At 57.7% G+C, this 15266-nt stretch carries 11 protein-coding genes and 2 pseudogenes; 9 read left to right on the forward strand and 4 right to left on the reverse strand.

Going from position 1 to position 15266, the window contains the following annotated elements; all coding sequences use genetic code 11:
• Window positions 1-138 precede the first annotated feature (138 nt).
• The 8 genes and pseudogenes from OS035_RS10885 to OS035_RS33555 form a co-directional block, all read left to right on the forward strand.
• Complete coding sequence (locus OS035_RS10885) at window positions 139-1791, forward strand: putative bifunctional diguanylate cyclase/phosphodiesterase (RefSeq protein ID WP_331813670.1); 1653 nt, start codon at window positions 139-141, stop codon at window positions 1789-1791.
• A gap of 58 nt (window positions 1792-1849) precedes the next feature.
• Window positions 1850-2353: a hypothetical protein gene (locus OS035_RS10890; protein WP_442967683.1), complete on the forward strand. Its 504-nt coding sequence runs from the start codon at window positions 1850-1852 to the stop codon at window positions 2351-2353.
• The gene (locus OS035_RS10895; RefSeq protein WP_183779555.1) at window positions 2350-3522 is read left to right on the forward strand and encodes a methyltransferase domain-containing protein; all 1173 of its coding nucleotides are present in this window, start codon (window positions 2350-2352) and stop codon (window positions 3520-3522) included. The genes OS035_RS10890 and OS035_RS10895 overlap by 4 nt, the downstream gene beginning before the upstream one ends.
• Window positions 3522-5876 (forward strand): SpoIIE family protein phosphatase, encoded by a 2355-nt coding sequence (locus tag OS035_RS10900; protein WP_183779557.1) that lies wholly within the window; start codon window positions 3522-3524, stop codon window positions 5874-5876. Before OS035_RS10895 ends, OS035_RS10900 begins: the two co-directional genes overlap by 1 nt.
• 3 nt (window positions 5877-5879) lie before the next feature.
• Window positions 5880-6440, forward strand: coding sequence for a slr1658 superfamily regulator (locus OS035_RS10905; RefSeq protein ID WP_183779559.1), 561 nt, complete (start codon window positions 5880-5882; stop codon window positions 6438-6440).
• 7 nt (window positions 6441-6447) lie between these two features.
• Window positions 6448-6786 (forward strand): slr1659 superfamily regulator, encoded by a 339-nt coding sequence (locus tag OS035_RS10910; RefSeq protein ID WP_331813671.1) that lies wholly within the window; start codon window positions 6448-6450, stop codon window positions 6784-6786.
• A gap of 670 nt (window positions 6787-7456) precedes the next feature.
• On the forward strand, window positions 7457-8095 hold the full coding sequence (locus tag OS035_RS10915; protein ID WP_183855265.1) for a hypothetical protein: 639 nt from the start codon (window positions 7457-7459) through the stop codon (window positions 8093-8095).
• A gap of 273 nt (window positions 8096-8368) precedes the next feature.
• Window positions 8369-8486, forward strand: a pseudogene (locus OS035_RS33555) (sialate O-acetylesterase); the annotation flags it as partial.
• Window positions 8487-9072: 586 nt separating this feature from the next.
• On the opposite strand, the gene OS035_RS10920 reads toward OS035_RS33555, so the two are convergent.
• From OS035_RS10920 to OS035_RS10935, 4 genes and pseudogenes are all read right to left on the reverse strand, one after another.
• Complete coding sequence (locus OS035_RS10920) at window positions 9073-9663, reverse strand: hypothetical protein (protein WP_183779563.1); 591 nt, start codon at window positions 9661-9663, stop codon at window positions 9073-9075.
• A gap of 917 nt (window positions 9664-10580) precedes the next feature.
• Window positions 10581-11345, reverse strand: coding sequence for a hypothetical protein (locus OS035_RS10925; protein WP_097626004.1), 765 nt, complete (start codon window positions 11343-11345; stop codon window positions 10581-10583).
• Between the two features lie 31 nt (window positions 11346-11376).
• A complete protein-coding gene (locus OS035_RS10930; protein WP_183779565.1) occupies window positions 11377-14160 on the reverse strand; it encodes a bifunctional diguanylate cyclase/phosphodiesterase in 2784 nt (927 codons plus the stop codon).
• Between the two features lie 121 nt (window positions 14161-14281).
• A pseudogene (locus tag OS035_RS10935) lies at window positions 14282-14455 on the reverse strand (dihydrofolate reductase family protein); the annotation flags it as partial.
• Between the two features lie 65 nt (window positions 14456-14520).
• Between OS035_RS10935 and OS035_RS10940 the strand changes: the two are divergent.
• Complete coding sequence (locus tag OS035_RS10940; protein ID WP_097626006.1) at window positions 14521-15123, forward strand: hypothetical protein; 603 nt, start codon at window positions 14521-14523, stop codon at window positions 15121-15123.
• The last annotated feature ends 143 nt before the right edge of the window (window positions 15124-15266 follow it).

The raw sequence follows: 15266 nt of genomic DNA on the forward strand, positions 1-15266 counted from the left end.
CCAAATCGTAAGCGTGTCGGCAGAGGTTTGGGATTGTTAATCAGGGGTGCCTAATGTAAATCTTGACGTGCACAAGTTGTGCGACAGTTGATTTGCTACGATATCTGGTTAGGACATTCGACTGAGAGAGGCCCGAAGATGCGGAAAATTCGTGCGGCCAGCTCGGCCCTCGGACAAACACAGCCAGAAGCTTCGACTTCGATCGACCGGCTTTTGTTCTTTGACCGCGACTTCAATCCCGTCGAGAATTTGCTGGGCAATGAACTGCCTGCTTCCGTCAAACCGGCCGCGTCACTTTGGGAGCATTTTCCACAGCTGGACAAATCAGCGATTACGCTCGCTTTCCGCTCCTTGGATGACAGCGCCCAGCCGTTGCGAATATCGGGCGATCTGGGCAGGCCGGGCGCGCACGGGCTGACGATCTATCGGATCGGAGAGCTGTTTGCCGTGGTTCGCTCCGAGGAGCTTGTCGACGATGAGCGCGCGACCCTTTTGCATCTGGCGACCCACGATCCGCTGACGGGACTGCCGAACCGACGCCAGTTCAGCGACGACCTTGCTGCGCTGCTGCAGGAGACCGCAGGCTCGGACGAGACCCTGTCTCTGATGCAGCTCGACCTCGACGATTTCAAGCCCGTTAACGACACGCTTGGGCATCCAGCCGGTGACAAGCTTCTTCAATTTGCCGCAAGGCGTATTCAAGACTGCCTGACCAGCGATGACAGAGCCTACCGACTGGCCGGCGACGAATTCACGGTCATTTCCAGGGGCTCGGGACATCCGGCCAAAGCGCACCGGTTGGCGGAAGCTTTGGTTGCCGCATTCAAAAAGCCTTTCACGATCGATGGCATCGCGGTCTTTGTCGGCACCAGCATCGGCATATCCACAGCTCCTCCAGATGGAACCAATCCGGAGCAGTTGATGAAGGCATCCGATCTTGCGCTTTATGCCGCCAAGCAAGAGGGGCGCGGCCGGGCAAAAGCCTTCGATGCCGCAATGCTGGAATTGCTGGAGCAACGCGAATTGCTGCGCCGCAGCCTGCGCATGGCTTTGGACCAACAGCAATTCTTCGTCGAATATCAACCCCTTGCCGAAGGCGGCTGCATTGTCGGGTTCGAAGCGTTGCTGAGATGGCACCACCCGCTGCTTGGAAATATTCCACCGGCGGCATTCATTCCGATGGCCGAGGCCGATGGAATGATGCCTGACATCGGCGCATGGGTTTTGGAGCAGGCATGCCGCGAAGCGATGAAGTGGCCTGAGAATTACATCGTGGCCGTCAATGTCTCGGCGGCAGAATTCCTGACGAGCGGCCTCACGGATCGCATATCGCAGACGCTGGACCTTGTCGGACTTCCGCCCGAGCGTCTGGAGCTTGAGATCACCGAAAGCGTGCTGCTCGAGCGCACCGTCAACAACATCGACACGCTGAATACGCTCAACGTACTGGGGATACGGATCTCGCTGGATGATTTCGGGACCGAATATTCTTCACTCAGCTATCTCAAGACATTCCCTTTCGACACGATCAAAATCGACAAATACTTCATCACCGATCTGGAAAGCGATCCGAAAAGCCAGACGATCGTCCGCTGCATCGTCAACCTCGCACATGGCCTCGACATGCAGGTGACGGCCGAAGGGGTCGAGACGCCGGCTCAGGCGGAATGGCTGCACAGTGTGGGCTGCGACAGGCTTCAGGGCTATCTGGTGAGCAGGCCGCTTCCGGTCGAGGCGATCGGCGAATTCATCAACCGGGCTGAAACACCTGTGAGCCACGCGCTGGTATAGCAAGCGAGAGATTTTTCGCCGTGCTTTTTTGAGGGCATCTGACGCGCCAGACAAACTGATGGAGGCTGTATTGGAAGAGCAAGCATCTGGCTTCGATGACCATGCATTGGCGCCGATGGTATCGCTGGAACTGAATGTTGCGACGTTCAAATCTCAGTGGCAGTTTTGCGACAGGATTACCGAATATCTCTCCGACATTCTCGGCCAAGGTCACAGCGACCCGGCTCGATATTCGAATTTTCTTTCCGTCGCGGCCAACGAACTCATTGAACTTGCCTTCCGCTCGACGCGTGAGCCGGGAAGGATAAGTTTCAGTCTCTATCGCGGCGCGACGTCCAACCGGCTGAGAATTGCCTTTACCCGCGAGGACCGCGAGAGCACCGGCATGAGGTCAAGTGGACGCCAGCCTCTCCCGGGCGTCGGGCCTGACCTGAAGTCCGACGGGACGATTTTGCTCAAAGATCTGGCCACCATATTCCGTGCCGCTATCCGAATTGAGCAGGACGGCACCCACGGGCTGCAGATCATCGCGGATTTCCCCTCGGCCGAGGATTTCCAATGAACCTGCTTGCCCGCCCGTTCACCGTCCATTTTGATCCGACAAATCAGGAGCTGCTGCTGTCCGGCAAGATGCGGCCCGAAAGTGCAAACGAGATTGCCGATGCTCTTAAGCTGGTGCGGCAAACTTTGGAACAATACAGCGGCGTCGTTTACCTGAACGTCAAACGTTTGACGCACATCAACATGACGGCGTTTACAGCCCTCTCCGATATTTTGACGGCACACTGCCGGACAAGGCCGGAACGGAAGATCGTCATCATTACGTCGAGCGTGGTGGCCTGGTCGACCTCATTGTTCCAGACGTTGGCGACATCACAGCCAAACCTGTCGGTTGAAGTCTACGATTCGGCGTTTTATCCGGGCCAGACCTTTGTCGAGGATGAGAGCTTCATCCCCATCCTGCGGACCCAGACGAAAATGACATGGAGGCACGAACGCGAGCTGCTGCCGCGCCACGGCCTGCGCAACGGCCTTGTCATGGCGGACATCTGTTGCGGAATTGGTGATTTCGCCGCCTTGGTTCAACGGGAATTCAAACCGGAACGGCTTGTGGCGCTCGATCATTCCATACGCAGCCTCGACTATGCCCGCAGGGTCGCTGCCGACTTCGATCTGCAGGGGATCGAGTATACTTATGGCGACGCCTCTCAAATGCTGCTTCGGGACAACCAGTTCGACTTTGTGACCTGCCGGCATTCGCTGCAGATTTTCAACCGTCCCGAGATGCTGTTGCGGGAGCTTTACCGCATCTGCAAACCCGGCGGCCGTGTCTACATCACCAACGAAAAAAATTCGCATTGCCTGGGCGAGCCGCATGCGGAAACGATCAAATGGACTTACGAGGAAGTCGCCAAACTGTTCAGGCACTTCGACATGGATGTCGAGATGGGGCCGAAAAGCCGGCATCTTCTCGCCGATGCGGGATTCGATGCCATCAAGGTCGATTGCTTCATGGTGACGAACCTCGACGGGGATCCTCAGGACTTCGCCGACATCATCGTAGCCTGGGAGAATGTCTATGCTGGTGAGATGGCGGTCCGGCGCGGCGACTCGGTGGACTTTATCCGCAGGTTCCGGCAAGGGTTCAAGGATCACGTTTTTGCCGCCCTTCACCCCAAGGGTTATGCCGGCTGGCCGATCTGGGCGGCTTCCGGACGAAAGCCACTGTGATGGGAGGCAGATCACTGAAAAGACCGGCAGGAATAGGCTTTCGGGCAAAGTTCATCCTGGTCGTAGGCGGAGCTGTCCTCTTCGACCTGCTGGTCAGCGGCGGGCTGGCGCTCTGGAACGTTCAGAGGCTGTCGCGCGACGCAACGCTCGAGGTCGGCCAGGGTCTCGAAGCGGCAAGCCAGGAGTACATCCGCACCTACGCGGATTCGACAGCGTCACAGGTGAGTTTGCTGCTGCGGCAGGTTCATAGCGACGTCAGTACGCTCGCCGGCGTGCTGCAGGCGCAGATCGACGATCCCGCGCGCAATTCCGACGTCGGCGCGGCCATCTCCCGCACATCTCCGGGCAGCGTCAGCCTTTCCTATGATCCGCAGGGGAAGTGGTCTCAGAACGCTCCGGGCTCGGTCTCGGTCGTGAGCGTCTGGGGTTACCTGCTCGGACAGGACCGGCAGCCAAGGCAGGACGTCGAGAGCGATATCCGCACGAGCGCGGTTCTGGATCTTGTTGCGCCGAGCCTGCTGCAGCACGGTGCTTCGAAGCTGCAGATGTATTACATCGGCTCGAAAGAACGGCCGATCTTCAGAACGGCGCCCTATACCGACCAGGCCCAGACTTTCGATCGCCTTTATCCCGGCCATAACGAGGCCAATTTCTGGGACTTCTTTTTCCCCGGACTTTACGAATCCTGGCAGGGCTGGGCCAAGGATATGAAGACGCGGCCTGTCGCGGATGACATCACCCAGACAGCGCCCTATACCGACGCCATTACCGGCAAGCTGATCGTCAGTTTCTTTCATCCCCTATGGACAGCCGACAGGCAGGATGTCGCCGGGACAGCCGGCGCCGACATCACGCTCGATCAGCTGGCGCAAACGGTTGAAAATGTCAAAGTCGCCCAATCGGGCTTCGGGTTTCTCGCCATGTCCGACGGCAATGTCGTCGCGATTAACAGCACGGGCGAAAAAACCCTCGGCCTGCGCTCCGCAAGCGGTGCGAGCGGAACCGGCGTGACCGGCCTGGAGCGCTCGCTGAAGGGAAGCTCCCAGCCTGCAATCGCCAAACTGGCCCTCGACCGCGAACAGGGCATCCAACACTTGCTGTTACAGCAGGACGGCAGCGAGGTCCCGTATATCGCCATCGTGAAGAAACTGCCTGCGACCAATCTCTGGGTCAGCGGCCCGGTTCGCCAAGAGGCAATGCTGCTTGGGGTGGTTGTGCCCGAGCGTGAAATCGACGCCTCGCTCTATGCGGCCCAGGCCAAGATTTCCGAGGCGACGAACCGGATCGTGCTCTACCAAATTCTGGCGATCCTGATGTCCCTGCTGATCGTGACGATCGCGGTCTTTGCGGCATCGAAACGAATAACCAGCGGAATCAGCGCCCTGGCAGGTGCTGCCAAGCGAATCCAGATGAAGGATTATTCGGTCAGGGTCGCCATATCGAGCAAGGACGAAGTCGGTGAGGCCGGTGAAGCCTTCAATCGCATGGCCGAAGAAATCAGCTATCACACCGAAAATCTCGAGCAGCTCGTCGAAGAGCGGACCGCTCAAATCGAAGATGCAAAGGAAGAGATTTCGACGCTGAACGCACAACTGCAGCGAGAAAACAGACGTCTTGGAACGGAGCTCGCCGTCGCCGAGAGAATCCAGCTGATGGTGCTTCCGCTGCATCAGGAGCTCGAGGACTTTCAGGCACTCGAGATCGCCGCCTATATGAGACCTGCGGAAGAGGTCGGCGGCGATTATTACGACGTCTTGAAGAACGGAAACCGGTTGAAGATCGGCATCGGCGACGTCACCGGACACGGGCTGGAAAGCGGCGTGTTGATGCTGATGGTTCAGTCTGTCGCCCGCGCCCTGCAGGAAGCCGGAAACACCGATGCCGTCGAATTCTTGACAAATCTGAACAGCGCCCTGTTCAAAAATATCGTCAGGACGAAAATCGATAAGCACCTCACTTTGGCGTTTCTTGACTACGACGGAAAAGAGATGATCCTGTCGGGGCAACACGAGGAAGTTATCGTCGTCAGGGCAAACGGGGAGGTCGAACGCATAGACACCATGGATCTGGGCATACCGATCGGGCTGGAAGCGGATATCTCCGCCTTCATCAAAACCCGTGAAATCGCGTTCGAAAAGGGGGATCTCATACTCTTGCATACCGATGGCGTCACGGAAGCCGAAAACGACGCCGGAGAATTGTTCGGCATGGACCGGCTGTGCTGCGAAGCCGTTCGCCTCAGGAATTTGAGCGCTGAGAAAGTCGTTTCCGAAATTGTGGCGACACTCATGCTCTTTATCGGATCGCAGAAAATCTACGACGACATCACGCTTCTCGCAGTACGGCATAGGTGAGTCATGGCGCCAACGGTATACGGCATCGAATCTCTGACTGACATAAGCCTGGATTCGGGCACGCGCCTCACCTTGACCGATGGACCGCTTCAGCTTGGATGGAAGCACTCGGGCATGACGGCCGACTTCATCGCTGAGGTCATGGCCCTGCCCTTTTCACGTTCAAGAAAGGACTACATGCAGGCGCATCATGACATCGGCTATCTCAGCAACGAGCTGATCGAAAACGCCGTCAAGTTTCGACAGCCGGGTGAGATCCTCATTGAAGCCGGCATATCCGAGGGGAGCTTTTTGATACGGGTAAAGAACACCATCGACGGCGCGACAGCCTCACGCTTTCAGCAACTGCTGCGCCGCCTGCAATCGAAGGATCCTGGGGAACTTCTTCTTGAGCAAATCGAAACCAACGCCATATCGTCTGCAAGCGGTTCCGGCTTGGGCTTGCTGACCCTTTTGAGCGATTACGACGCAAAAATGGCATGGGCATTCGAAGAGAATAATGATGAGCGTATTATCCTGACGACGACTGCAGCCGTGGCAATGCCGCCCTCCTCCAATCCGTGAGCGAAGAATGGAAATCAGCGACGAAAACTTCCGTGTATGGGCGGAACAGAACGAAGTCTATTTCGACGGCGTCTTCCGGCTGGCCGGACCGGACGCCTATGCACCGATCTATTCATTGATCTCCGGCCTGCTCCACGACGGGCACAAACAGGTGACGTTCAACCTGACCGGTCTCGAGTTTCTCAATTCCTCCGGCATAAATCTCCTGGCCAAGTTGACCATCGAGGCCAGAAAGATGGGCGACCTGCTGATCATCGTCAAAGGCACGCATCAATATCCCTGGCAAGCCAAATCCCTCCCGAACCTCAAGAAGCTGCACCCGCTTCTTGATTTGCGGTTGGCGTAATTTTGGGCGTCCGTGCTTCAAGGCATTCATGTCTCCACCCCTATTCCGGTGCTCGTCACAGAAATCCAGCCACGGCGCGTCCGCGCCGTGAACGAACCAAATCGCGCGGAAAAAGTCTTTCACGCCCAAGGACTTGGGCGCACGGGATTCCTGTGACAAGCACAGGAATGAGGGAGCACGGCTGGCGTCCACGCGCCCAATCCTCCGCTCACATGGTGTAGCACACACCCTGTTCCAGCTCGCCCCTCCCGCATCGACTCCACCAGATTGGCCGCGATGATGGCCGCCGGCACGTCGGCGGTTAGAACCGACTCTGCGCCGTGAATAGATGTTTGTGCCCGCCCTCCCTCCGTCGTGCTCGGCCTTGAGCCGAGCATCCACCGCACCGTGGCGTGGGTCCTCGGCCAAGGCCAAGGAAGACGGAAAGTGGGGCTGGTTTTCCAGCCAAACTTGGGGGCTTACAAGCCGCTGCGTCTCGGCTGTTTCATCGGGCCGGCACACCTTTCCACCCTCACCAAGTCAGCTAAGCCGGCGTTTCCTCTAAGACCATAGCCGTGGGCCGGGACCAGACCTCAGTCCGATGTGCAGAATGCGATCGCGGTTTAATCTTTCACAACTGCTTACGTCGTGAAACTGCACGGCGCCTATTGATCTGATCCGGAGGAAAACGATGCGGATAGCAACCTTAGCGTCTCTGGCTGTGCTCTCGCTGGCTCTTGCCGCAGGCCCGGTCACGATTGCCGGTATTGATATGGCCGCGCTAGCGAAGGACGGCGGCAATGGTGGTGGCAACGGCGGCGGTAACGGCGGCGGCAATGGCGGCGGTCATGGAAGCAGCGGCAGCCACGGCAGCGACAACCAGGGCAGAGGTTCAGCCAATAGCGGCTCCAAATCGACAGGCTTGAAAGGCAAATCTTCGGAAGCGGAAGGCAAGTCCAAGTCGGCAAGAACAGACAGGGTCACAAAAGAGAAAAACCTTTCGGCGCAGCTTGCGGGCCTGAACTCCTTGAAGCGGAATTACAGGGCGTTGATGCATACCTCGGACCCACGCATGACGGCCATCTCGGCCTATGCCGTGGCTTATGCCCAGTATGAAATCGACAACGGAATCGAGCCCACAGCCACCGATCCTCTGCTTGGGGACGCGGCGCTGGAGGATGCATTGGCTTCCGCAACGAAATCCGGTCAGGTGAGCCCGGCGGTCCTGGCTGAAGCGAAGACCATTCTGGGCGTGGGCGATGCGAACGGTAAGATCGATCAAATCCGCACCTCGCTGGAAAACGCCGCGCCGGCGACGTCAGACGAATAGCCACCAGTGGGTTGCGTGAGGTGCGCAGCTAATCGGTTATGTTGCGCGCCAGACTATGAGAGCATTTCCGTCTTTGTTTGAGTAACGGAATGCTCTCTTTTTTTGAGCAAATTCGGGGCGCGAACGTGCTCTGAGAGATCGGCAGGGATGCCCCTCATCCACCTGCCGACACCGATCGGAGTCGAGCCACCGGCCTCGATTCCGGTCGGATTAGGGTAACGGGCAGCGACCTGACGCACCGTTCGGCGCACAGGCGGGGTGGCGCCTCAAGCCGCCTTGCTCGACGGAGACTTCCGCTACGACGATTGTCATATCGCGGCCATAGGCGCGGAAAAACTGGCGGGCCTGGCTGAACCTGCTGCGCGGCGATCGCCACCTGAAAACCTCGCGATTCCCTGAACCGGTTTTTCGCGCCTTCGCGAGTTTCGGCCTCGGGCTTGCGCGAGAAGCCAGGCGGTTTACGTGCCGCCTGGCTACGAAAATCAAAACAGCAGCTATTCCACCGTAAGCGTTCCGTCCCCTTGGAGTATTTCTTCCCCCAAAGCGAATTGATCGTCGCGCATTTTTCCTTATCGAACTTCTCGCACATCTTGTTGCCTTTGATGCTCCATGTGCCCTTGTAAGTGGCCTTGTCCCGTCGGCAGTCGCTTCAATCGTTCCGTCTGGTTTATAAGTTGTGATGCCCGATTGCGTCTTTGACTTCCAGTGGATTGGGTGGCCTCCAACTCGCCTTTCAACTGCTCCCCGGTCAAGGTTGCGGCATATGCACCAGGTGCTGAGACTAGCATAATGAAGCCAGAAACCGTGATCGCTTTCATCGTCCACTCCTTTCTTCCTAAGCCGCTTCTGCCGAAACTGCGTTAGAGCGTAAGCGTTGTGCCGGTCTCACCTAGAAAATAAACTTTGGATGAAATGTCTGGGGTAGAAGACGCGGCAAATATGTATCGAACGGAGCGCTAATTGTCTGATCGCCGTCCTCAGCGGGGATTCAAGTCGCGATGCCGCCCGGTTTCGATTTGAAGCTTAGCTTCAGGAAAGACGTGGGCCATAATTACCCGCTTCCGGTTTGTGCTAATCGTCCATGGCACTTGTACTGAGGACTTGTCGAGAAAGCGGCGCAATTTTTTCCACCAACGCTTGGCATCAGGGTGTGCAGGCTTTCCAATGGACTTGTAACGATCTTCAAGCCAGTTGAATTCCGATCTGGCGAGACTTCCTGGTGCTTCCTGACCAGCCTCAGCGAAGCTGAATGTATAAGGTCCCGGCAAATTGCCACCAAACCATGGCGACGTTTGGCCACTGTGCTGCATCGTCTGGAACCAACCGGCGAATGGATCGGCGACGATCTCATCAGGAATATTGCGGTCAACAGACGGAATGTTGAGCGCCCCGCTTTTGACATGCCACAGCGCGTATATCTGCTCTTCCAGCACCTCAATGGAATCGACTGCCTTCCACTGGCAGATGCGGTCCTGTTCTGAATTTTTGACGATCCACGCGATATGTGGCTCGTCGTTGATCCAGGTTCGGATTAAATCGGCGTCATTTTTGGTCGCATAGATAATCATATTCACGCCTTAAAAAGCCGGAGAAGTCCCTTTTGAATCTGGCGATAGATATTTGTGATAATAAAGCAATCCGCAATTGGCTGATTGGATCATAGGTGGGAGTCGTTATGCATTCCAAGGTAAGCGTTCATTGATCTTGCTCTGTTTGTGACCGTTAACAGGCCTTTTGGATAGATGTTCGCCGTGCTCTACGTAACCGATGGTCTGCCCCCACATTGCCCGCTGTCGCCTGATCTGTGATCGAGTTTCCATGGACGAGTAACAAGGAGTTTCTCCATGGACATTACATTGGAGGTTCTCACAGCACGGCGGAGTCGACGTGAGGCTCACCGTCAATGGCCGGACGATGTCAAGGACGTTCAAACTTGCAGGGGGCTGCCCCGCTCCCCGAGCGCGGTGAGCGCTGGACAAGGGTCGCTACTCGCACCAGTGATTCCTATGGTTAGGTCGCGTGAAGCCTTCCTGCGGTACGGGAGTCCATAAGGAAATGCCCCGCCAGGACGGGTCATTTTGTATTACCTGATGCCGCTTTAATCAGCGATACCGCACGGAGGGGCGCGGCAGGTCGAGGGATGACAGAGTTCGGAAAATCTTCAATTTACCTGAACTACTAATCCTGCTGCGGAGCCCGTTACCTTAGCCATGGCCGGATTGACGGGTCAACGCAGAGGCGGCGCCCTCCGTAAATCCTTCTTTTTTAGCTGGAGAGATCGGCCGAGACGATCGCCGCAGCACGCTGGCGGTCAGGAGCGGCTGCGTAGCCTAGGACCATAGCCGAGGCCGCGAACCCGACCTCAGCCCGATGTGCAATGCGCGACCGCAATCTATCTTTCATCAGGTTAAAATGGCATGCACATTGGGCGCCAAGGCAGCCGCCGACCAAGATCTCACATGGCGCCAAGATTATCTGAAATCGCTTAGAGAGACCGGCCGAGAGTTCGCATCTCGGCAAACACGTGAAAGAATTGCTCTCTCATGCTGTCAAAGCTGGACGGTAAATCGTCACCGACCCTTGCCTCAAACTGATAGTCATCGGACGTATCCCTGGTGTGTCGCGTGAGCGAGCCCGAGATTTTCCTTCCACCGCTTTTGGCAGTGTAACTGCTTGACTGTTTATCGTCTGGGCTCGTGAAACGGTTCTTGATGAACTCACATTGAAGTCCGATGAGTGCTGCCGGCACGAATTTTCGTCCCAAGAAAATTGCGACCTCGCTTCCGGCGACGGTCTGAATGAGCACCTCGTTGCTGCTTGGATGGACAAATATCTTGTATTCGAGACGCGGGGGCAGTGCGTTCATAGGTTCCGCCCATGCTCCGTAAACGGAGCGTATCCGTTTAAGACGTCGCATCCGGGATTCCCGGTCGTAACCTGGAATTTCGTGCTCGTAGAAGCCAGCATTGAAACGATGAACCGCCCTGGTGAACTCGATCCTATCGGCAAGGTCCGGGCTTCGCGTCTGCTGCCAACCATCGAACTTAAGATGGTTCGCGGCCGTACCTAGCGCGGACAACAAGATCTCCATTGCGCTTTCGAAGACCTTTATCTCAGGTTCCGAGAGACCGTTATAGTCGGGGCGCTCGACAGAGGCCGGCCGATATCGCAGCACCGGTTCGAACGGCTTTCGATGCCTTTCCAGCTCACTCAAGCGCTGCAACAGCCTGTAGCCTTCTTGCCTATCCATCGGCACCTCCGCCTTTTATAGAACCCTTCGGTCAAGCGGCCTTCTCAACCGCCGGCTCGCCCATCGCCTGCGGCTTGCCAAGCAGATAACCCTGCGCCTCGTCGCATTGTTCTTCCAAGAGCGTGTCGAGTTGCGCCTGGGTTTCCACGCCCTCCGCCAGCACCGGCACCTCAAGGCTGCGGCCAAGGGCCAGGATGGCGCGGACGATCGCCTTTGATTGCGGGCTGGTTTCGACCTCGGCCATGAAGCTCTTGTCGAGTTTGATCTTGTCGAACGGGAAGGAGCGCAGCGTTTCCAGTGAGGAATAGCCGGTGCCGAAGTCGTCGATGGCGATCGACACGCCGAGCGCCTTGATCTGCCGCATCGTCCGCAAGGCCTTATCCTTGTCGACGATGATCGAGCTTTCGGTGATCTCGATTTCGAGACGCCGCGGGTTCAGGCCGGTTTCCGCAAGGATCTCCGATATGACGGCGGCCATATCGGCATGGCCGAGCTGAATCGGCGAAAGGTTGACGGCGATCTTGTGGTTGTTGTTCCAGCTCGCCGCCTCGCGGCAGGCTTCCCTGAGAACCCATTCGCCGATCGGGAGGATCGCGCCGCATTCCTCGGCAAGGCCGATGAAATCCATGGGCGGGATGTTGCCGCGTTCATGATGGCGCCAGCGCAGCAGAACTTCGTAGCCGGTGATCTCGCCCGTCCGCACCGATTTTTGCACCTGATAGTGCAGATGCAGCTGGCTGCGGTCGATCGAGGCCCAGAGGTCCTTGGCGAGCGAACGGCGGCGGCGCGCATGCTCGTCCATGGCGGCCTCGTAGAAGCAGACCTTCTGCAGCAAGGATTGTTTGGCGCGGTACATGGCAAGGTCGGCATTGGCGAGAAGGCCGTCGACTCCGGCCGCATCGCTCGGATAAACCGCCACGCCGAGGCTGGCGCCCGTCTTGATCTCGAAGCCGTCGATCGTGACCGTCTCGGTGAGCGCGCCTTCCAGCCGTGCGATGAAATCGTGGAGCGCGCTCAGCTCATCGAAGCGCTTGGTCGCGGCGAACTCGTCTCCGCCGAACCGGGCGATGAACTCGCCCTCCTGCCGCGCTTCATCGAGACGCCGCGCCAGCTCGACAAGCACCTTGTCGCCGGTGCCGTGCCCGTGCTGGTCGTTGATCTCCTTGAACTTGTCGAGATCGATGCCGATGACGGCGACATTGCCCCTCACCCGGTCGGCGATCATCATTTCCTCGGAGACGCTCTCGCCGAACTGTAGCCGGTTCGGCAGGCCCGTCAGGCCGTCATGCTTGGCAAGGAAGGCAACCTGCTCCTCGGATTTCAGGCGATCGGTGATGTCTTCGAAGGTGACGACCCAGCCGCCATTGGGCAGCATGTTGACATTCTGCTGGATGGATATGCCGCTCGGATATTTGTGAACCGCGCTGCCGGCGCCTGATCTGATCAGCGCCATGTTCCTGGTATAATGCGCCTCGGCCCGCGCGGCCGCCTCGCCGGGATCCTCCGTATTGGCGGCATAGCCGATGTCGACGATCTCACGGTAGATCATGCCGGGACGCACCGATCCCTCGGGGAACCGGAAGATTTCCAGATAGCGTTTGTTGCAAAGCAGCAGGCGCTCGTCCCTGTCGAACATGCAGATGCCCTGCCCGATATTTTCGAGCGCGACGTCGAGATTGCGGGTGACCTCCTCGATCCGGTCGGCATCGTCCTTCTGCTTGCTGTTATCCTTGGTGATCTTGGCATAGCCGATCAGTTCGCCGGCCTCGTCATAGATCGGGTCGATGACGACATGAGCCCAGAAGGAGGAGCCGTCCTTGCGGTAACGCCATCCCTGGGCTTCGAACTTGCCTTCACTGCGGGCGGTTCGAAGCGCCCGCTGCGGCAGGCCTTTGCGGCGATCTTCCTCAGAATAGAACAGCGAGAAATCCTTGCCGACGATCTCGTCGGCGCTATAGCCCTTGGCACGCTGGGCGCCGGCATTCCAGTTGCTGACCTTGCCATCCGGATCGAGCATGTAGATCGCGTAGTCGGTCACTCCCTGCACCAGGAGCTTGAAGTTGCGCTCCGCCCCGGCCGTCTTGGCCTGCGAGCGCACGGCGAAGATCGCGGCCGCAAAACCCGCCGCCAGCAGCGAAATGGTGACGGCTGCGATCGTCACCGCCATCAGCGCCGGCGAAAGAAGCATGGCGGGATTGAGCGCAGTGATCCCGGGAATGACCGTGATCCCCGCCATTGCGGTGAAATGCAGGGCAACGACACCAAGTGTCAGGAGAACTGTCGGCGCCAGCTTACCCAAAGTCGACCGGCCGCTCCGGCCGGCAAATCGAAAGGCCGCGACCGAAAACGCCACGCCGAGAACGACTGAGGCCGTCACGAAGCCCGTATCCCACGAGATTTCACCGGGGAATTCGATCGCCAACATGCCGGCGAAATGCATAGACCAGATACCGACGCCGAAGAGCACGCCCGCCAGGACGTTCGCCACCCATCTGTCATAGGCGATCTTGGCGGCAACTGCCGCCGTGGTCGCCACGATCGCGACCAAGAGCGAGATCAGCGTCAATCCGGCATGATAACCGACGACGACGCCGGGGTCGTAGGCCAGCATGGCGATGAAATGCGTGGCCCAGATGCCGAAACCACCCGCCGCCCCCGCTGTCGCTAGCCACACCCACCGAACCGCGCCATCGGATAAGGTCGCCCGATGCAGCAGAACGAGCGCGCAATGGCTGGCGAGAAAGCAGATCAGACCCGCAAGCCCGACCAGCGTGAGATCATGCTGGTCGGTAACGCACGTCAGAACGGTAAACATGGAAGAGGCCCTCGATTTCAGAGGGCACGCTAATCAGCGGTCGCTTAAGGAAGGTTGAAATGGGCGGGCGACGAGTGCGGAAATGCCGGTGTTTGGGAGGGTTGGGCGTGGGGTTGTGAGATTAGGGTTTATCGCGGGTGTCTTGGTATGGTGAATGGATTTTCGACTGTCGCGGAGGGCGAGGCCCCGCGAAATAGGACTTCCCCTGCCCCACCACGACCGGATGCAGGCAGATCCGATACGCGTCGATCAGGCCAAGTTCGGTCAGGCTGTGGGCGAGCCCCGGGCCGACGACTAGACTAGATCTCCCCAATTTCACCCAAGCACGGTGGTAGCGGACTTGGATGAGGGGAATCTAGGATGTCCATCTTGCTAAGAAATTTGTCGCTACTGGTTGGAATAACATTGGCGGTACCAGCCTTTGGCAATTGCTTAACCGCCAATGAGACCAAACAGGGCGTGCTGATGACCAGAGAGGCGCCTTTCTATTCCGTATTCTACAAGCCGAACGGCCCGGGTCTAACCGAACAACGGCTGGTGGAGCGCGACGGTTCGCTGCAGCCAGTCTCGGCTGTATATCTGCACCCCTTGCTCGTCGAAAAGAGAGTGAGTGCCAGCGGGACGCATGAGCTGAAATACGCGAATGCGATTGCGTTAGACGATCTACCCCAGAAGAAGAACTGGCAATCAGACACCACGCTTTTCATCAATGGCAAAAAATCCGTTTCGGGCACGACCTTCATGAGGTTCGACGGCTTGGGAGAGGAAACTATTGCATCTTGTTCCTACAAAGTCTGGGCCATCAACAGCCGTCTGGAACTGACGGAATTGCCTCCGATTATTTTCGAACAATACTATTCCCCCGAGCTTCATCTCGTTCTTCGTTCGGTGAGGCTGAACGCCTCCAACCAGCCATTGAGCGAGGTTCGATTTGATCGATTCCAAATCGGCTGGGGCAACTAGGGGAATGTCCACTCTGTCATCCCAGAAAGCCCGCTGGGCGTGACCTTGCCCCATTGGAATAATCCATTTTGAGGTCAGCTCTGGCCCATTGTGAAGTGCTCCCCAATTTTGGGCCAGCGGGAGCTGGAATTTCCGGGATTATC

Origin of the sequence: Rhizobium sp. 268 (assembly GCF_036571585.1) — a bacterium.
GTDB lineage: Bacteria > Pseudomonadota > Alphaproteobacteria > Rhizobiales > Rhizobiaceae > Rhizobium > Rhizobium redzepovicii.

Coding starts and splice junctions, on each gene's coding strand:
- OS035_RS10900 (WP_183779557.1), top strand. CDS start 3,522: ATGGGAGGCAGATCACTGAAAAGACCGGCAGGAATAGGCTTTCGGGCA.
- OS035_RS10885 (WP_331813670.1), top strand. CDS start 139: ATGCGGAAAATTCGTGCGGCCAGCTCGGCCCTCGGACAAACACAGCCA.
- OS035_RS10940 (WP_097626006.1), top strand. CDS start 14,521: ATGTCCATCTTGCTAAGAAATTTGTCGCTACTGGTTGGAATAACATTG.
- OS035_RS10915 (WP_183855265.1), top strand. CDS start 7,457: ATGCGGATAGCAACCTTAGCGTCTCTGGCTGTGCTCTCGCTGGCTCTT.
- OS035_RS10890 (WP_442967683.1), top strand. CDS start 1,850: ATGGAGGCTGTATTGGAAGAGCAAGCATCTGGCTTCGATGACCATGCA.
- OS035_RS10925 (WP_097626004.1), bottom strand. CDS start 11,345: ATGGATAGGCAAGAAGGCTACAGGCTGTTGCAGCGCTTGAGTGAGCTG.
- OS035_RS10905 (WP_183779559.1), top strand. CDS start 5,880: ATGGCGCCAACGGTATACGGCATCGAATCTCTGACTGACATAAGCCTG.
- OS035_RS10920 (WP_183779563.1), bottom strand. CDS start 9,663: ATGATTATCTATGCGACCAAAAATGACGCCGATTTAATCCGAACCTGG.
- OS035_RS10910 (WP_331813671.1), top strand. CDS start 6,448: ATGGAAATCAGCGACGAAAACTTCCGTGTATGGGCGGAACAGAACGAA.
- OS035_RS10930 (WP_183779565.1), bottom strand. CDS start 14,160: ATGTTTACCGTTCTGACGTGCGTTACCGACCAGCATGATCTCACGCTG.
- OS035_RS10895 (WP_183779555.1), top strand. CDS start 2,350: ATGAACCTGCTTGCCCGCCCGTTCACCGTCCATTTTGATCCGACAAAT.